The organism is Nocardioides piscis (genome assembly GCF_011300215.1).
GTDB classification, from domain to species: Bacteria; Actinomycetota; Actinomycetes; order Propionibacteriales; family Nocardioidaceae; genus Nocardioides; species Nocardioides piscis.
In genome coordinates, this window is sequence record NZ_CP049866.1 from 3,695,120 (window position 1) to 3,713,351 (window position 18,232).

At 69.4% G+C, this 18,232-nt stretch carries 15 protein-coding genes; 9 read left to right on the top strand and 6 right to left on the bottom strand.

Features of this window, described 5'->3' with window-relative positions:
* The first annotated feature begins 308 nt into the window (after positions 1-308).
* Complete coding sequence (locus G7071_RS18160) at positions 309-1,109, top strand: glycosyltransferase family 2 protein (protein ID WP_166320761.1); 801 nt, start codon at positions 309-311, stop codon at positions 1,107-1,109.
* Between the two features lie 105 nt (positions 1,110-1,214).
* On the opposite strand, the gene G7071_RS18165 is transcribed toward G7071_RS18160, so the two are convergent.
* Both G7071_RS18165 and G7071_RS18170 read right to left on the bottom strand, forming a co-directional pair.
* Positions 1,215-2,450, bottom strand: a complete 1,236-nt coding sequence (locus G7071_RS18165) for a glycosyltransferase family 2 protein (protein WP_206062848.1) — start codon at positions 2,448-2,450, stop codon at positions 1,215-1,217.
* Between the two features lie 46 nt (positions 2,451-2,496).
* On the bottom strand, positions 2,497-3,441 hold the full coding sequence (locus tag G7071_RS18170; protein WP_166320762.1) for a class I SAM-dependent methyltransferase: 945 nt from the start codon (positions 3,439-3,441) through the stop codon (positions 2,497-2,499).
* 206 nt (positions 3,442-3,647) lie between these two features.
* Between G7071_RS18170 and G7071_RS18175 the strand changes: the two genes are divergently transcribed.
* Genes G7071_RS18175 through G7071_RS18185 form a run of 3 tightly spaced genes read left to right on the top strand, consistent with a single transcriptional unit; the run spans position 3,648 to position 8,781 of the window.
* On the top strand, positions 3,648-5,636 hold the full coding sequence (locus G7071_RS18175; RefSeq protein WP_166320763.1) for a DUF7657 domain-containing protein: 1,989 nt from the start codon (positions 3,648-3,650) through the stop codon (positions 5,634-5,636).
* An 11-nt stretch (positions 5,637-5,647) separates the two neighbouring features.
* Positions 5,648-6,214 (top strand): hypothetical protein, encoded by a 567-nt coding sequence (locus G7071_RS18180; protein WP_166320764.1) that lies wholly within the window; start codon positions 5,648-5,650, stop codon positions 6,212-6,214.
* A complete protein-coding gene (locus G7071_RS18185) occupies positions 6,214-8,781 on the top strand; it encodes a rhamnan synthesis F family protein (protein WP_166320765.1) in 2,568 nt (855 codons plus the stop codon). Before G7071_RS18180 ends, G7071_RS18185 begins: the two co-directional genes overlap by 1 nt.
* Here G7071_RS18185 and G7071_RS18190 read toward each other — a convergent pair.
* Genes G7071_RS18190 through G7071_RS18200 form a run of 3 tightly spaced genes read right to left on the bottom strand, consistent with a single transcriptional unit; the run spans position 8,768 to position 11,818 of the window.
* Positions 8,768-11,047, bottom strand: coding sequence for a rhamnan synthesis F family protein (locus G7071_RS18190; protein ID WP_246210670.1), 2,280 nt, complete (start codon positions 11,045-11,047; stop codon positions 8,768-8,770). The two genes, G7071_RS18185 and G7071_RS18190, sit on opposite strands and share 14 nt — an antisense overlap.
* Before the next feature lie 5 nt (positions 11,048-11,052).
* Entirely contained in the window at positions 11,053-11,277 is a 225-nt protein-coding gene (locus tag G7071_RS18195; protein WP_166320767.1) for a hypothetical protein, read from the bottom strand.
* A 1-nt stretch (position 11,278) separates the two neighbouring features.
* Positions 11,279-11,818 carry a hypothetical protein gene (locus tag G7071_RS18200; protein WP_166320768.1) on the bottom strand — a complete coding sequence of 180 codons (540 nt, stop codon included), beginning with the start codon at positions 11,816-11,818 and terminating at the stop codon, positions 11,279-11,281.
* 219 nt (positions 11,819-12,037) lie between these two features.
* Between G7071_RS18200 and G7071_RS18205 the strand changes: the two genes are divergently transcribed.
* From G7071_RS18205 to G7071_RS18225, 5 genes are all read left to right on the top strand, one after another.
* Positions 12,038-12,901, top strand: a complete 864-nt coding sequence (locus G7071_RS18205; protein ID WP_246210168.1) for an alpha/beta hydrolase family protein — start codon at positions 12,038-12,040, stop codon at positions 12,899-12,901.
* Between the two features lie 78 nt (positions 12,902-12,979).
* Positions 12,980-13,546 (top strand): hypothetical protein, encoded by a 567-nt coding sequence (locus G7071_RS18210; RefSeq protein ID WP_166320769.1) that lies wholly within the window; start codon positions 12,980-12,982, stop codon positions 13,544-13,546.
* The gene (locus tag G7071_RS18215) at positions 13,543-13,839 is read left to right on the top strand and encodes a hypothetical protein (protein WP_166320770.1); all 297 of its coding nucleotides are present in this window, start codon (positions 13,543-13,545) and stop codon (positions 13,837-13,839) included. The genes G7071_RS18210 and G7071_RS18215 overlap by 4 nt, the downstream gene beginning before the upstream one ends.
* Positions 13,836-15,605 carry an alpha/beta hydrolase gene (locus G7071_RS18220; RefSeq protein WP_166320771.1) on the top strand — a complete coding sequence of 590 codons (1,770 nt, stop codon included), beginning with the start codon at positions 13,836-13,838 and terminating at the stop codon, positions 15,603-15,605. The genes G7071_RS18215 and G7071_RS18220 overlap by 4 nt, the downstream gene beginning before the upstream one ends.
* A 10-nt stretch (positions 15,606-15,615) precedes the next feature.
* Positions 15,616-16,146 carry a hypothetical protein gene (locus G7071_RS18225; RefSeq protein ID WP_166320772.1) on the top strand — a complete coding sequence of 177 codons (531 nt, stop codon included), beginning with the start codon at positions 15,616-15,618 and terminating at the stop codon, positions 16,144-16,146.
* Positions 16,147-16,177: 31 nt separating this feature from the next.
* Here the strand turns inward: G7071_RS18225 and G7071_RS18230 are convergent, their stop codons facing one another.
* Entirely contained in the window at positions 16,178-18,133 is a 1,956-nt protein-coding gene (locus G7071_RS18230; RefSeq protein WP_166320773.1) for a TIGR03960 family B12-binding radical SAM protein, read from the bottom strand.
* Between the last annotated feature and the right edge of the window lie 99 nt (positions 18,134-18,232).

The following is an 18,232-nucleotide window of genomic DNA, read 5'->3' on the forward strand; positions in this document are numbered from 1 at the left end:
GGGCACAAACGATCCACACCATGAGTGCGACTGCCGTCGGCGAGACGAGGCGCTCTCGCCACGTCCTCCTAGCCGCGGCCCGCGCCCTGATCGGGCGCACACCAAGCCTTCGTCCGCGCATCGGCGATCGGCCCAGTTCCGTCTTCACATGTCCCCTCGCGTGCTGTCTGCCTCCCGTGTCGCACGACTCTAGTCAAGTGCCCCGGGCAACCGCGGACCATCTTCCTCTGTCTCGAACGTGGCCGATGAAGGACCTCGCCATCTCTCCGCATGTGGATGCGAGGGGGATGTCGGTTACCGTCCTGCCGGTGCCGACCGAACAGCCCCGCATCACCTTTGCGATTCCTTACTACCGAGGTCGCGACTACCTGCGCGAAGCGGTGCAGAGCGTGCGCAGGCAGACCGTCTGCGACTGGCTGCTCCTGGTCGTCGACGACCGGGGCCCAGAGCCCGCGGACGAAGTCATCGCCGAGTTCGACGACCCTCGGATCACGCTCGTCCGCAACGAGCGCAACCTCGGCCTGGCCGGCAACTGGAACGAGTGCGTCCGGCTCGCCACCACGCCCTACGTCACGATCCTGCATGGCGACGACCGACTGCTGCCGGAGTACGCCGAGCGCGTGCTCGCGGCGGCCGAGCGGGAACCCGGCGTCACGGCGCTGTTCACCGATGCCGTCAACATCGATGGCCACGGCGCGCCGACCCGCACGATGGCTGACGTCGTCAAGGGACTGCTCCCCCGCCGCAAGGAAGACCACCTGCTGGTCGGCGACGACGACCTCGCAGCGCTGCTCGCGGGCAACTACATCGTCTGCCCGACGATGTGCTTGCGCCGCGACGTGGTCGGTCCCGCACCGTTCGACGCCACGTTGCGCTTCGTCCCCGACTGGGAGTTCACGACGCGCGCGCTCATGGAGGGGGGCGGCTGTTCGCCATCCGCACGCCGCTGCTGGAGTATCGCCGCCACGGCGGCAGCGAGACGTCACTGCAGACCCAGGACGCGACCCGGTTCGTTGAGGAGATCGCGCTCCTCCGGGCACGGGCGGCCGAACTCGGACCGATGGGCTGGACGGCCTCAGCCAGGTCGGCGCGGCGCCGGATCACTGTGAGGGGACATCTCTTGGTGCTCGCAGCCCTCGACCTGGTGCACGGACAGGGAGCCGCCGGTCGCACCAAGTGGCGCGTGCTGAAGGACGACCTGCGCCGCCGCTGACTCAAGCCTCAGTTGTCTCGACCGCGGGCTCGGGGTGCACGACCCGGATGCGCAACAGCGAGAGGAACAGGCCGGCCATGATGGTCTGCGCACCGATGATCAGGCTCAGGACTGCCGGCATGACCCGGCGGACGCTGTCGGATGGGTCGAGAGCTCCGAAGTCGGAGCCGCCCCACCACACGAAGGAGACGACCAGCCAGATCAGGCCCAACACGAAGATCACGCCACCGGCGACGGTGATGTTCTCCAGGTTGAGTCGCCCCTGCAGCGTCCGGAACCGCGCGCTGGCCGGCAGGAAGCCCTCGTGGAGTGCATAGACCTTGGACAGCAGGAAGAACAACACCGCCTGGTAGCCGACCACGGCGATCGCCGAGGCATAGAGCATCGTTCCGATGTCGAGGCCGAAGTCACCGATTAAGACCGGCCCGGCCAGGAGCACGGCCGTGGCGATCAGGCCGATCGCAGTGAGCAGGAGACCGGGGTAGAAGAACACCCAGCGCGGGCTGTACAGCATCAGGAAGCGCAGGTGCCGCCAGCCGTCGCGCCAGCTGCGGAGGTGCGGCGGGCGGCTGCGACCGTCCTTGCGCAGCGTGGTCGGCACCTCGACGATGTTCAGGCCGGTGAGCGATGCCTTCACGACCATCTCGCTGGCGAACTCCATGCCCGTGGTGCGCAGGCTCAGGGCAGTGATGGACTCGCGGCGGAACGCGCGCAGACCGCAGTGGAAGTCCTTGACGGGGGCGTTGAAGAACAGCCGCCCGACCAGCGAGAGCACGGGGTTGCCGAGGTACTTGTGCAGCTTCGGCATGGCGCCGGGCTCGATGCCGCCGCGGAAGCGGTTGCCCATCACGAGGTCGGCACCGTCGCGCAGCTCGGCGACGAAGGGGCCGAGGCCCTCGAAGTCATAGCTGTCGTCGGCGTCGCCCATCGCGACATACGTGCCGCGAGCTGCCGCGATCCCGCCGATCAGCGCTGCGCCGTACCCCTTCTCAGAGACGTTGACGACCCGCGCGCCCTCCTCCTCGGCGATCTGCTGCGAACCGTCGGTCGAACCGTTGTCGGCAACGATCACCTCACCGACGACGCCCGAGGTGGCGAGAAAGGTGCGGGCGTGCCGGATGCACACCGCGAGCGTCTCGCTCTCGTTGAGGCACGGCATCACGATCGAGAGCTCGATCTGGACAGCCTCGTCGGTCACGTGGTCGGGCAACTGGGTGGCGGGAGCACTGGCGGACACCTCAGGAGGATAGGAGACAACGGCTTTCGACGGGGAGCCGGGAGCGTCAGGCGCGCTCGAGGACCCACGCTGACTGGTCGCCGCGAGCGGTCGAGTTGAGCGCTCGCGCACGCTCGTTCCACGCATCGATCTGGGCCCTGGTGAACAGCGACTTCCGCTCGGAGACCATGTGTGACGTGGGCGCCATCAGTGGGATCCCACGTAGCACCTGCTCACTGGCCCAGAACTGCGACGAGGTGGAGTCGTCGCGGGTCGTGACCACACGCAGTCCAACGCGCGCGGCCAGCGCATCCACACCTGCGCGCGACGGGATGGTGATGTGACGGGGGGCATCCAGACCGTAGAAGGCGGAGCCGTAGGTCTCATAGGCCTCGCCTGAGACAGTGGGCATGCGGACGAGGAGCCTGCCGCCCGGAGCCAGCTTGGCCACGGCGGACTGAAGGCTGGCAGCCGGATCAGGCACGTGCTCAAGGCTGTGGTGGAACATGACGAGGTCGAAGGTGCCCTCGAGGTCGTCGAGACCTCGCCGCACCAGCAGCGCGCCGTTGCTGAAGGTCCGATCGGCCGGCGCGAATGGGTCGACGCCCATCGGTCGCTCGACCCCAGCCAGCGCCAGGGCATAGATCATGATTCCGGACCCGCAGCCGACATCGAGGACGCGAGTCTGCTTGCCATCGGACAAACCAGCGATGGCGATGCTCTCGAGCACCGTGACATAGCTGTGGAACTGTCGCATGCGCACGGCACGGCGTGCCGTCGACGCCAGGCGGGACGATCCGAAGAGTACCGAGCGTGCGACGGCCGAGGCGAACTGCCGCACGCCCGGCCGTCCGAGTGCGTCCTCGGGGTCGATGTCGACCGAGTAGTAGTCCTGCGGGTAGTAGCGGCCCAAATCATCCGGGATCTCGGGGAGCCATACCGTGCTGCAGTCGGGACAGGTGAGGTAGGTGAAGGTCTCGTCCCAGCCGAACATCATCTCCCGCACATCCATCGGATCTGCGCCCTCTCCGCGCGCGCAGAATGGACAGCTGGACGAATGTGACATGTGGATCCTCTTCCCGCGACTGTGGACCCCGGGAGTGTAGGCCCGCCGTGCCCTTGGGGAGACCCGAGTCGGCGCCGACACGGCCCGAGTCACTAGTCTTTCCCCTTCCAGCAGCGCGACACGGCTCGATGAGAGGCACGGGACACAGACACATGAGCGAGGCCGGCGCAACAGAGGTCGGCACCTCGCCGACCGACGGGAACCGCAGGTCGTGGGGCTTTGTCGCGGGCATCGTCATCCCGCTCGCTCTCTATGTCGTGGTCGTGCTGAGCGGAGCTTCACTCTCCTCCATCGGTGTCGACGGTCTCCGCGAGGATCCCGGAGACCCGCGCGGCGTGCAGTGGGGGGCCGCAAGGGAGATCCGCTCCGACGAGTACCTCACCCAGTCCTCGCACGAGCTCGCGGTCCTGGCGACCGGCCGTTCGACCCACTCGTTGCTCGCGCGCGGACCTGACATCACGTTCCAGATCTCGTCCGGACAGCTGGCCGAGTCGGTGCTGTTCGCGGAGAACAACCTCCTGCGCCTGGGCCCGCTGCTCCCCGACGCACAGCTCTTCGCGGCGGTCCGCGGCTTTCCGTTGCTTCTGCTGGCCCTGACCTTGCCCCCACTTCTGCGGCGCTTCGGTGCCAGCGCGTCCACGTCCTGGCTGGCTGTGGCCCTGTCCATCCTGGCCCCCGTCACGATGTGGTGGTCGCTGACCCCGGTCCGACTGCTCTCTCACGCGAGTGCCGGCTGCCTGTTCCTCCTTCTGGCACACGAGCACTGGGTGCAGGCCCCCAACCGCAGTCGCACTCCGCTACGTCGGGCAGGCGCCCTCGCACTTGCGGCCGCCGGCGGCACCCTGCTCGCTCGCTTCGGCACGAACTATGTCCCCTGGTACATCACCATCGGGTTGCCGCTCGTGATCGCGACCGGGCTGTACCTCGTCCGCGAGGCTCCGCGGCGCGCCGCATTCGTCGTGCTCGGCGTCGGAGCCGCCAGCGGAGCTGCTGTCCTCATGGCGACGTTCTTGCAGAACCGGCCTGCGATCGAGGCGACGCTCAACACCCTCTACCCTGGCCAGCGGCGTGAGACGGGGGTGATGGCGGACGCGTGGGCCATCCTTGGGGCCCCTGGGCTCCACCAGCTTCAGGACGGCGCGGCTCCGGTGATCCTGAACCCGCCCGAGATCACCTCGGCATACACCCTGTGCGGCCTCTGGGCGCTGTGGCTGCTGCGCCGTGGCCTGCCCGACTCCACAGCGCGCATGCGCGCCGCAGTTCTCGGGCTAGCCCTCACGACCGGGTTCTGGGTCTTGTGGTGCACGGTCTCGTGGGGCTCGTTCGGCGCCGCCCTGCCCGGCGCCAACCTCGTGCCGCCTGGCCGCGCCGCACAGTCGGTCGGCTTCGGATCGACCATGCTGCTCGCTGTCGCCCTCGGCCGGGCGCCCCAGTCGGGCCGCCTGACGGCGCTCGTCCCGGCGGCCCTGTGCGTCGGGGCCACGGCTTTCGGTCTACTCGACCTGCAGAGCATCCTGCCAAGCCTGATGACCTCTGCAGTCGTGATCACTTGTCTCGTGGTAGGCGCGCTGGTGTGGCTCCTCACTGCCTACCCGCGCGGACTGTCGGTCGCGGTGGCGTGCCTCGTGCTGCTCCATCCCGTGGCGCAGGTCAACCCGGTGCTGTTCGGCCTGGGAGACCTGCGAGTCAGCGACTCGGCCCGCATCGCGGACAACCTGGCAGACCGGGCTCGCGCGGAGGGCAGGTTCGTCGCGGCCGACTCGACAACGACCTCGGCACTGCTCGTGGCCAACGGCGCCCCGATGATCACCGGCTGGCAGATCAGCGGCCCGAACGAGCAGCAGTGGCGGAAGCTCGACCCCGATGGGAAGTACGAAGGCGCGTGGAACCGGGGCGTCAGCTATCTCACCGTCGCCTTCGAGGAGCAGCGAACTTCCGAGCCGGTGATCGCGGCGCTGGTCGCCGATGTGATCGAGATCCGCGTCCACCCGTGCGAGGTGCCGAGGTCCCTGCGCGTCGGCTGGATCGTCACCTCCACTCCCCACCGGGAGAGATGCCTGAAGCTGGAGCGGAAGTTCCGATGGTCGGGCAAACCGCAGTTCCTGTACGCGGTCGGCAGTGACGCGCGCGGTCAGGGCTAAAGTCTGGACCCATGTCCGGGGATGTCACTAGGAGCGCGGCCGATCGCGTCACTGAGCTCGAACGCGAGCTGCAGCTGGCACGACGGGAGGTCAAGTGGGTTTGCACCGATCAGGAGCACCTGACGGAGGCACTCCAGCGCGTACGTCGCCAACGAGCCAAGCTCCGGGACCAGTCCGAGTCGCTCGCCACCGCCCTCGCGGCGGAGTTGTCGGCGGCCTACTGGCGCGAGCAGAAGGCCTCCCATCGGCGGGTGCGCCTCCGCGCCGCCGACCCCGAGGCGACGCTCGTGCGGGAGGTCGAGAGCAGTCCGCTCTTCGACGCCGGGTGGTACCTCCGGCAGCACCAGCGCACGATCATCGAGCATCACCTCGCGCCGGCGGTCCATTACGTCCGTCACGCCAACGAACGCAGGCTTGACCCCAGCGAGGGCTTCAGCACCGACCGCTACCTGCTGCGTCACCCCGAGGCTCGGGATTCCGGGGTGCCTGCCCTCGTTCACGCCCTGCGCAACGGCCTGCTCGAGGACGGGCTTGTCGCCCCAGGCTCCCTCGGCGTCGAGGTCTCGGCGGAGGATTGATGCTGGATCTCGACGACTACCGAAACCGCTGGCTGGCCTTCTCCGAACGATTTCTCAGCTCTAAACGGGCCGATCGCAGCCGACTCGCCGCGGACGTGGTCGAGCACGGATTACCGTCTGGTCTGCCGTCCGCCGACTTCGACCCGAGTGCCGAGGAGCGGGCGACGGTCGAGGGTGCCGTGCTGCGTGCCACCGACCTCTTCGACGCGTTCGGGTATGCCATGCACAACCCCGACCTCTTCTGGAACCTGTGTGGTCAACCTGAGGAGCTGGAGCACTTCGTCAACCGCGGCTGGAAGGAGCTGAGGCACCCGTCGGCCGACTTCGACATGTGGAACTACTGGTGCGAACACCTCGACCCGACCCGCGAGGACATCAACCCCGTGGTCCACTACGCCGTGGAGGGTCGTCGAGCCGGCTTCTCCACGCTCCCGCGCCTCGAGTCGATGCCGGAGCCCGATCCGCCGGGCTCGGGCTACTCCCCGCGCCGAATCTGTCTCTTCGCTGGCTTCGATGCCGACGGCGTCATCGACGACACCGTAGTGACCTACCTCGCTGACCTGAGCCGGTTCGCCGACGTCTACTACCTCGCCGACTGCGAGCTCGCCGAGGGCCAGCTCGAGCGGATAGCGTGCTACACGAAGGGGGCGTGGTCGATCCGGCACGGCCGCTACGACTTCGGCTCCTACTCCATGCTCGCCAAGGACCTCGTGGGCTGGGACGTCATCGACGGCTACGACGAACTGATGCTCGCCAACGACTCCTGCTTCCTGGTGCAGCCCCTCGACCGGGTCTTCGCCAAGATGGACGGCACGACAAGCGACTGGTGGGGCCTTCAGGCGACCTACGACGACTTCGACGACCGCGCCTTCGCCAAGCTTGGACGCCGACTCGGCCTGGACGAGGTCGGCGAGCAGATGCGCGAACTGGCACTCTGGCGCTACTCCGACTTCATCCACGTCGGGTCCTACTTCCTCTGCTACCGCCGGCGCGTCCACACCGACCCACGCTTCCGCCAGCGTCTGGACGACGTATCGGCCCAGTCGGAGAAGGTCACGATCATCTTGAAGTACGAGATCGGCTTCTCGAGGCTGCTGATCCTCGCCGGCTTCAAGCTGGCCACGTTCGTCGAGGGCATCCTGCCTTACCACCCGGTGTATCGGGCCTCCGCCTTCGAGCTGTTGCACGAAGGGTTCCCCCTCCTCAAACGCCAGTTGATCACCGAGAACCCGTTCGAGATCCCAGACCTGCACCGCTGGAAGAGCCGAGTGCTCGTGGCCGCCCCCGACGCGGACGTCGAGGCGATGGACCGCAGCCTGCGTCGAACAGCGCCACCGTGGAGCCTGGTGCGCAGCTTCGGTTTCCGTACCCGCCGCGACGGCACCGTGCAGCCTCCCGGACACATCGGTCCTCTAGAATTCGCCGACGAGGACCGCTGGGTGCCGACCCACCCGCACTGGTGGGTCTTCCCGGTGGACCCGCGCACGGGCATCCTGTCCGGTGCGGTGAGAGCCGTCTTCGACGAGGTGCGCGACGACCCGACGGTGAAGAAGATCGTGCTCCTGGGGTCCCGCCAGCTGAAGCTCAGCGGGGACAATGTCGCCATGGTGCCGAGCGAGAGCACCGCCGGGCAGATGTACGGCCTGCGCGCCGGCACACTGCTGTGCACGATCGGCCCTCGGGCCGACGTCAATCATCCGCTGGCCCGTCGACACCACCGATTCCTCGACGTCGGGCGACCAACCGGTCTGGAGCCGGCATTCGTCGCACTCGGAGGCCACGGTCTGACCGGGGATCGGCCGATGCCGGACGCGTCATACGACGCACGGCTGACGCGCGCCGTCGTCACCTCGTGCGACGGCGGGAGCGAGACGGGCAAGGGTCGCTTCCCCGATCTCGAGTCCGGCGGGGTGTGGGAGCTCGGTTCGCCCCGCGTCGACCTGCTCCTGTGGGACGAGGGAGCCCTCTCCAACGAGCTGCGCACCGAGCTGGTCGCCCTGCGCAAGATGCTCGGCGGGCGGCGGCTCGTCCTGCTCTCCCCGCGGCGAGGGGGGGAGATCGATCTCGGCGCGTTCGCGGCCTGGACGGACCAGCACTGGGACGACGTCGTGACGGCGGTGCTGCCGACATCGGGCGTCGTGCCACGCGTGCCTCCCCCGCTCGTGGACCTCATGGACACTCACTGGCTCGAAGGGGCTCTGGGCCTACGCGTCCCTCCGGTCACAGAGATGGCGTGGCGGCTGGCCGATGTGTTCGTCAGCGGTACCGCCGCCGATCTCGCGGACTTCTCCCCGACTGGTCGTCCAGCTGTCGCCGTCCCTGGCACCGTCGGGGTGCCCTTCGCCCTCCCCAGCGACACGGGTGCCCTGCTGGGCGCGGTCGCGGAGGCACTCGACGGCCACGTCAACCGGGACTACGCGGTCTGGGGGCACGACCTGCACGCACTCTCCGACGGTCGCAGCGCCGCCCGACTGGTCCACCGGCTGAAACAGACCTACCTGCCGTGGGACGACTGGCTCACCGAGGAGGGCTCCGGTCCCGGATCCGCCGAGGTCACCGGTCCCTGAGGAGTCGCACCCTGTGCGCGAACCGACGCGCTGCTGCTCCGTCGATGGCCGGGGCACCGGCCGGCACTGTCACCTCATGACGGGCGAAGCCTGCCGTGGAGAGCACGGTGAGCTCGCGCACGACCGCATCCGGGTTCTCACACTTGATCGGACGGGCCCACCCGACGGGCAGCGCCCCCTCCGGTCCATCGTTTGGGGCTGTTCCAGTCAGTTGCAGCAGGGGGACTCCCGTGGCTAGCGCGTCGAGGGCGTGCGGATCGTCGTCCGTGACGACCGCAGCAGCGACCCGGTGTACCGGCACTGGCGAAGAGAGGGCACGGTCGGACAGGTCCAGGAGGTGAGGCAGGTCGAGATCGACCATGGCCCTCATCCAGCCGTTGGCTCGGTCGAGCCGCGGTTCTCGAACCCCGATGACCGCGTCGTGCTCACGGGCCCAGGCGGCGAGGCCCGCCGGTATGGGCCGGGCCGCACCACGTGCCCACCAGACCACCAGGGGGCGGCCGTCGAGCGTCTCCCTCAGATGATGCTCCGCGTCCCGGAGGTCGGCTGGCAGCAGCGACAGCTCGAGCACCAGGTGGTCGTGGCGGGGCAGGCCGGTCACCCAGGTGCGCTCGAGACCCAGGTCAGGGATCGTCGCGGCCCGCACGAGTGCTTCGCCGGACGAGCAGACGGCAAGCCCCAAGAGCCTGCCCCAGTCGCGCCCGCCGGACGCGGAAAGCGGATCAGCCAGGACCGGTAACCCGAGCCCGAGGTGCACGTGATCGTGCCGCCCCCGCGGGAAGGGAAAGGGATAGGTCACGTCGGGTGTCTCGGCACTGAGCAGAGCACCGCAGCGCACCATCGCGGCCTGCCCGTCGGGGGTGTCCATGGGCATCACCGTGACTCGCACACCGCCCAGTGTGTCGGCGAGAGGACGCGCCCGCGTGAGCACGATCTTGTGCACGCTCGGGTCCTCACGGACCTCCTCGAACACCGCGCGCAGGCCCGGGTCCAGACGGCCGGACGGAGAGGCAGGAAACGCCCACCAGTGAGAGAACGTCGGCGTCTCCCGGTCGAGCCGGCGCAACCCGAATCCGCGCGTCGCCCTTGGTGGAATGTGTCGCCTGCCGTCGGTGTCAACTCCCGCGCGATGGGCGTCGTGCAGCAAGGCGGGCGGCGTGACTCGTTCGAGATGGACCCGCATCGCGGCGTACGGCGCCTCGGGGACCAGTCTGCGCAAGCGCTCCTCCCAGTCCCCCAGGTGGGCCACGTGGCGAGGGTTTTCACCCAGGAAGTTGCGCTTGACCAAGGGAAAACCGCGCTCGACCAGCTCGAAGAAGTGGCGTCCGTAGAGGGGGTGGAAGGCCCACAGGTCGGGAAGGAAGGTGTCGAACTCGAAGCCGGCGTCGACCAGGTATCGACTGATGCCGACCTCGTACTTGTGGATGACCAGTCGCTTCTCAGCCTGCGGAGTGACGGTGTCCAATCGCCAGCGGAAGCCGGGGTCGTCGAGCACCGGGCGGCGGAACACGAGGAAGTAAGAGCTCAGGTGCAGGAACCGGTCGTCGGTCCAGTAGCGAGGACCGACGAAGCGCTGCTTCGCTTCCGCCAACGGGATCGGGGAGTCGTCGCGGACGTAGGACTCGTCGTGCTGCATCGAGGTCGCCTGCAAGCTCCACCAGTCGCAGGCACGACCCGACATCTGGTCGAACACGTCATCGAGGGTGCGCAGCAGGTAGCAGCTGTCGTTGGCCAGGACGATCTCGTCATATTTTTCGAGCCGTTGCCAGCCGACGAGATCGCGGGCGAGCAACGAGAAGGAGCCGAAGTCGTAGGCGCCGTGCGGGACACTCCAGGCACCCCTTGTGAAACCGGCAAGCCGGGCGAGTTGGCCGGGCCTGAGGACGCCGTCGGCCAAGTAGTAGACATCGGCATGCCGTGACAGCTCGGTCAGGTAGGCGACCACGGTGTCGTCGATGAGGCCGTCCCGGTCGTAGCCCGCGAACAGCGCGGCGCGGCGCGGGGGGCGCGAGAGCTGGATCGGCGGCCGCGGCGGCGACGGCGCCGGCAGCGCTGCGAGTCCGTCGTGCCGGCCGCGCAGCAGGTAGTGGATCAGGGGGTTGACCGAGTCGTCGGTGGGGTCAAGATGTTCGACCCAGTAGTTCCACAGGTCGAAGCGGAGACTGGGTGTGCGCAGGCTGCGCCAACCCTCCTCAACGAAGTGACGGGTTGGGTCCGTGCCGCGGCGCAGACGGTTGTGGAGCGAGTATTCCTCCCCGTCCAGCATCCCGCTCACAGCGACGACGGCCCTCGCGCACGCAAGCTGGACAGTCTCCGGCGGGGGATCGGGACGTCGTCGCCGACCGTCGGCAGCCCCCGGGCCAACGCCGACTCGACGAGAGATCGGGCCTCCGCCAGGTCGCGGCCGGCTGCGCCTCGCCATCGGCGGGCGAAGCGGTGCCACCGGCGTTGGAAGTCGGCGACCTCGCCCCGGCGCTGTGCGATCAGCGCATCCATGTCAGGCACGTCGAGGCGGGTAGGCGTCCGCGCCCTGCGACTCGGCCGTGAGCAGGAAGTGCACCAAGGGGTTGACCCGCTCTTCGACGGCATCCGGGTGGTCGATCAGGTATTGGCGGACGTCGAATCGCTGACTGGGGTGCCGCACCGGGTAGTAGGGGTGTCGCAGGAAGTGGATCGCGGGGTCCTCACCGAGCTCGACCACGTCGGGATAGGTACGCAAGTACCACGCGGCGTCCCACAGTGGCGATCCGCGCAGCAGCTCCAGGTGCGCCGCTTCTTCCCTGGTGACCGGCTTCTGGCGTGCCTTCATCATCGCGCTCCCCCGTCCGCGGCCAGCACCGTCGATCCGCAGCCGGTCGGCAAGCGCCTGTGAGAGCGACCGGGCGGCGCGGTCCGCAGCGTCCCTGGCCGCCACAAGCTCGGCCTCCCGCTCGGCCACCTTCTCCTGGTCCGAGTGCAACTCCGCCAGTTCGGCTCGCACGGCCTTCAGCTCCGCTGCGAGTTCTTCGGCGTCGGGCTCTGGGCGGCGCACAGTCACGGCAGGACCCTATCGTCCGCCCTAGGATGCGCCCATGAGGTGTGTGGGCCAAGTCACCGCCGTGGCGCTCGCCTGCTTCCTGCTGCCAGCCTGCACCAGCTCGCGGCCACAGGGGCCCCCTGACCCCCGGCGGGTGCCACCTCCTCAGCGCCGTCGACGACCGCGACCCCTTCGCGACGCGAGCCATCTGCGGCCGCACAGCCACCTCGCCCGGGCTCGGTGGCCGCCCTGGCAGCGGCCGAGCACATCGGCGACCGACTTCGGGTCGGGACCGTACGCGAGCGCACGGCGACATACACGTCGTACGACGTCACCTATCGCGCCCGCACCGGACCACAGACGCTGACGATCAGCGGCGTCCTCAACGTGCCCAGCGGCCGCGGCCCGTTCCCGGCGGTGGTGCTGGCGCACGGCTACATCGATCCGGCCGTCTACGACCGCGGACAGGGCATGACCCGCGAGCGCGGCGTGCTGGCCAGCCGGGGATACATCGCCCTGCACGTCGACTACCGGGGCCACGCCGAGTCCACCGACGACCCCCGCTCCGACACCGACCTGCGCCTTGGCTATTCCGCCGACGTCGTCGCCGCCGTCAAGGCGCTCCGGGCCTCGCGGCAGGTGCCTGTCGACGACGACCGCATCGCCCTGATGGGCCGATCGATGGGAGGCGGGGTGGTGATGAAGGCCCTCATCGCCGAGCCCGGGCTCGTCCAGGCAGCCTCGCTGTGGGCCTCGGTGTCCTCGCTCGAGGGCGAGAACTTCGACCAGTTCATCCGCGACGACCGCGACGCCCGACAGAGCGCGATCGTGCGCGCCCACGGGCTGCCCGAACAGCGACCCGCGTTCTGGCGTGCCGCCTCCGCACGGCCCTACCTCGACCGGATCACCGAGCCGGTGCTGATCGTCCACGGCCGCTTCGACGACATCTGTCCCCCGCGCTGGGCCCGGGCCACGCAGGCCGCGATGCGCAGGGCGGGCGTCGACTCGACCCTCGAGTGGTATGACGACGGGCACGCCTTCGGGCCGGCCTTCGACGCCGGCATGGACCGGACGATCCGCTACTTCGACCGCCGTCTCGGCTGACCGCGGGCCGTCGCGCCCCTCTCCACAGCTCGGCCACCGGCAGGCGTGGTCGTGGTGGATCCTGGGCAGGGTCAGCCCATGCCACCGCCAGCAGACCGTCCTCTGGAAGGTCCCGACGCCGCCGCCGTCGTCGCCGCCGACCCGTTCTGGTCCGTCGTACGCCGCCACCATCGCGACGTCGACATCGTGGTGCTGCCACCGGGCGACGTTCCCGACCTGACTCCGGCGCCGGGAGACGTGCCGGGCGACACGGACACGCTGCGGGCGGCCTTCGACGAGGACGTGGCCGAGCTGTGGAAGCACCTCGGGCAGCCCGACACTCGCCCCGGGGTCCGATGGACACCTGCTCCCAACCGCGGCGCGGTCGCCCTCGAGGGTCGCGTCGCCGCTGAGGACGTCGCGCCGGATGTGGCTGCCGCCACCCTGCGACGGGCCGTCCAGCGCCTGGCCGGGGAGGGCTGGCACGTCCTGGTGCCGCCCGGCGGGATCCCCCGCGTGGCCGCCGGGCAGGCGCGGCGCACCGGTCGCCGTACGGCCCAGGTGGTGCACGTGCCAGAGCCGCGACGACTGCTCCTCGTCGTGCGCAGCGAGCCGATCCCGGCCCCACGGATCACCGCAGACACGCTGTTGGGCGGCGCGCGATGAACGTCCAGATCGACTACGACTCCCTGGCGGGAGCCAGCCAGGAGTGGCGTGACCTCGGCGAACTGATGGACGACACCGCTGACCGGCTGTCGTCCGCGACCCCGGGCGTGTTCGCGCCCTCGGTGCGTGGTGCCGCCGCTGCCTTCCTGTCGGCGTGGCAGGGCTTCGCCCGCGACAGCGCCGGCGTCGCGAACGGGCTCGCGGACGCGCTCGAGCTCAACGTCGATGACCAGCGGGCGGTCGACGACGTCGTCCGGGACGGCTTCGACTTCCTCCTGGGCCCCGCCGGATGAGCACGATCATCGTCCCGGCCTCGGAGCCGGCCGAGCTGCTCGAGCCGAAGGGCGACCCCGCCGGGATCGACGACTTCGCGACGGTCGTCTTCGCCGTGTGCTCTCGCCATGCGGAGTTCGCCGACCGCGCTCACGCCGCAACAGCCGTCCCCCACTACCTCGGACGGACACGCCGCGCCTACGTCAGGGCGGCGGGACGAGCTTCGGCGGAGCAGGAGGCCCTCGCGCAGACTGCGCGTCGGGTCGCGCGCACGTGTGCGGCCCACGCCGACACCTTGCGTGACCTGGGCCGCACCCACGACGACCTGGTCGAGCGCAAACGCCACCTGGACGGGCGGCGGGCGGCCCTGGCTGACGAGATCGAGTCGTCGGTGGAGGCGTCCGAGGCACAGCAGATCGGCTGGCGCCTCGCAGCTGGTCACCTGAAGAACGACTACGCAAGGCTCGTCCTCGACCACGACGCGCTGCAGCGGAGGGTCCGCGACGCCGAGGAGCTCGTGCGCACCTGTCTCGCGGGCGGCGACGCCCTGGCCGAGGCGGTGTCCGAGACGGGCGGCCGCTCACCGTCGGCGGACGAAGCCATGCAGATGTGGGGCGCACCCGCCTCCGGTGCCTCGCCGCGGGAGGTCGCCACCTGGTGGGAAGCAATCACCGAGGAGCAGCGCGAGGCCGTCACCGCTGCCTACCCGGACGTGATCGGCAGCGCCGATGGACTGCCGGCCGGCGCCCGCGACGACGCCAACCGGATCCTGCTGCAGGACGACATCGTCCGGCTGGGGGCCAAGCAGCAGGACGGCTCGATCGACCCGCGCGAGGCAGAGATCCTCGCCAACGCGACACATGCGTACAACGCTCTCGCCCGGGCCGACGACTACGTCGACCCGCTGACCGACGAGCCGGTGGGGGCCAAGCTGTGGCTCTATCGACCCGGCCTGCACGACGGTGACGGGAAAGTGGCGATCTCGGTGGGCGACCTGGACACCGCCGACGACGTCTCGGTCTTCACCCCCGGCATCGACACCGAGATGGCCGACGCCGAGCGCTACACCGGGCTGATGGCCAACCTCCACGAATCAGCCCGCTACAACGGGGACGGCTCCAGCGTGGCCACCATGTTCTGGCTCGGCTACGACACCCCAGACGGCCCGGCAGACCTCGCGACCCTGGGTGAGGGGCGCGCCCACGACGGTGGCGAGCGCCTCGCAGCCGCGATCGACGGGCTCCGCGCGTCTCGCGCCGACGACCCGGCCCACCTGACCGCCATCGGCCACAGCTATGGGTCGACGACCACTGCGTACGCGTTCGGAGAGCACGGAGCCAGGGCCGACGACGTCGTGCTGATCGGGAGCCCGGGAGCCGGCCCCGCCGACCACGCCTCCGACCTGGGCGTCGGCGAGGACCACGTCTATGTCGGGCGCAACAGCCGTGACGGCGTGGCGTTCCTCGGCGACGAGGGGTGGGTCGGGAAGGGACCGGTCGGCCTGGGCGCCGATCCGTCGTCGGAGGGCTTCGGTGCGACCCGGTTCGAGGCGGAGGACACCGGCCGTGGCGACCACCGCGACTTCGGGGAGTCCCACGGCTCCTACCTCGAGCCCGACAGCGAGTCGCTCTACAACCTCGGCCGGATCGTGGACGGCCACGGCGAGGACATCAACGGGGCCGACCTGAGCGAGGACCCCTGGTGGCGCACAGGGAGGGACCCCGAGTGGGATCGCGACCCGTCCCAGGACGTGCCGGGCCGGTCCCGCACCAACGAGCCCGACTGAAGGTGGGACGATGCAGGTGATGAGATCCTGGGGCCCAGCAGGCCTCGCGATGACGATGGCGATGGCGCTGGCCCTTTCCTGCGCCGGCTGCGCGGACGGACCCCGACCCGAGGAGGCAGCGATGTCGGTCGAGACCTCCCGGACCAACGTGCGGACCGCGCTGGCGGACGTGGCCGACGTGCTGTCGGCAGCCGGCCACCAGATCACCGGGGCGACCGGGAAGTGGCGGGTCTGCAGTGCCGAGCCGGTGGCGTCGTGGCAGTACTCCGCCGGCGGACTGGTCACCTCACCGCAGGCGGCCTCGGTGGACGCGGCGGTCGCCGCCATCGTCGAAGTCCTGCAGGACGGTGGCTGGGTCGTGGAGACCCAGGGCACCGACCCGGAGCCCTACGCCAACCTCGAGAAGGACGGGCTGCGGCTCGCTCTCGGCGAGTCGCGGCGTGACCCCGGCTCGGTGGCGTTGGGGTTGAAGGACGAGTGCGTCGAGACCACCTCTGAGCAGGACTCGTTGCTCGGCGAGCAGGACCAGCTCCTCGACTGAGCCGAGACGGTCCGGGTCGACCGCTCGCGGGTCAGATGACGGCGAGCGGCAGCAGCGTCTGACCTGTCGGACCGATCTGGATCTCGGTGCCCATCTCGGGGCACACGCCGCAGTCGTAGCACGGCGTCCAGCGACAGTCCTCGATCTCGATGTCGGCACCGTCGGCTGCGGCGAGCGCGTCCTCCCAGTCACCCCACAGCCAGTCCTTGTCGAGGCCTGAGTCGAGGTGGTCCCAGGGCAGGACCTCGTCGTAGTCGCGCTGACGGGTCGTGTACCAGTCGACGTCGACGCCGGTGCCGTCGAGCGCGGAGGCTGCCGCACCCATCCAGCGGTCGTAGGAGAAGTGCTCGCTCCAGCCGTCGAACCGGCCACCGTCGCGCCATACCTGCTCGATGACGCCACCCACCCGACGGTCGCCCCGCGAGAGGAGTCCCTCGACGATCCCGGGCTTGCCGTCGTGGTAGCGGAAGCCGATCGCCCGACCGAACCGCTTGTCCTCGCGCACGGTGTCGCGCAGCTTCTTGAGCCGCAGGTCGGTCGTGTCATGGTCGAGCTGGGCCGCCCACTGGAAGGGGGTGTGCGGCTTCGGCACGAAGCCGCCGATGGAGACCGTGCAGCGGATGTCGTTGTGACCGGTGACCTCGCGCCCCTTGGCGATCACCTTCTTGGCCAGGTCGGCGACCTGCAGCACGTCCTCGTCGGTCTCGGTGGGCAGGCCGACCATGAAGTAGAGCTTCACCTGGCGCCAGCCGTGTGAGTAGGCCGTCGCGACCGTGCGGATCAGGTCCTCCTCGCTGACCATCTTGTTGATGACCTTGCGCATCCGCTCGCTGCCGCCCTCGGGCGCGAAGGTGAGCCCGGAGCGCCGACCGTTGCGGGAGAACTCGTTGGCCAGGGTGATGTTGAAGGCGTCGACCCGGGTCGAGGGAAGGGAGAGCGAGACGTTGGAGCCCTCGTAGCGGTCAGCCAGTCCCTTGGCCACCTCGCCGATCTCGGTGTGGTCGGCGCTGGAGAGCGAGAGCAGGCCGACCTCCTCGAAGCCGGACTTGCGGATGCCGTTCTCGACCATGTCGCCGATCGTCTTGATCGAGCGCTCCCGCACGGGGCGCGTGATCATTCCCGCCTGGCAGAACCGGCAGCCGCGCGTGCAGCCGCGGAAGATCTCGACGGAGAAGCGCTCGTGCACGGTCTCGGCCAGCGGCACGAGCGGCTTGGCCGGATAGGGCCAGGCGTCGAGGTCCATCAGGGTGTGCTTGGAGACCCGGAACGGAATGCCCGGACGGTTGGGCACGACGGCCTCGATGGTGCCGTCGGCGGCGTAGGCCACGTCATAGAACTTCGGGACGTAGACACCCCCGCTGACCGCCAGCCGGCGCAACAGCTCGTCGCGACCGGAGGGCTCGCCCTCGGCCTTCCACTCGCGCACCACCTCGGAGATCGCGAGCACGACCTCCTCACCGTCGCCGAGCACGGCGGCGTCGATGAAGTCGGCGATCGGCTCGGGGTTGAAGGCGGCGTGGCCTCCGGCGAGCACGATCGGGTCGTCATCGGTGCGGTCGGCGGCGTGGAGGGGGATGCCGGCCAGGTCGAGCGCATTGAGCATGTTGGTGTAGCCGAGCTCGGTGGAGAACGAGAGCCCGAAGACGTCGAAGTCACGGATCGGACGGTGCTGGTCGACGGTGAACTGGGGAATGTCGTGCTCGCGCATGACAGCCTCCATGTCCGGCCACACCGCATAGGTGCGCTCGGCGAGGATCCAGTCGCGTTCGTTGAGGACCTCGTAGAGGATCTGCACACCCTGGTTGGGCAGACCCACCTCGTAGGCGTCGGGATACATCAGGGCCCACCGGACCGTCTGGCCCGCGTCCGTGCCGGCCCCGCAGTCCCAGTCCTTGAGCGTCGAGTTGAGCTCGCCGCCGACGTACTGGATCGGCTTCTGGACCGACGCGAGGTGCGTCTCCAACCGATGGAACACCGAAGCGGACACGGAACGGACACCTCAAGGGATCGGGGAAGAGCGAAGACCCTCAAGACTACGACGCGTGTCGAGGTGGACGAAAATGCCGTGACGGGCAGCAGGCAGGCA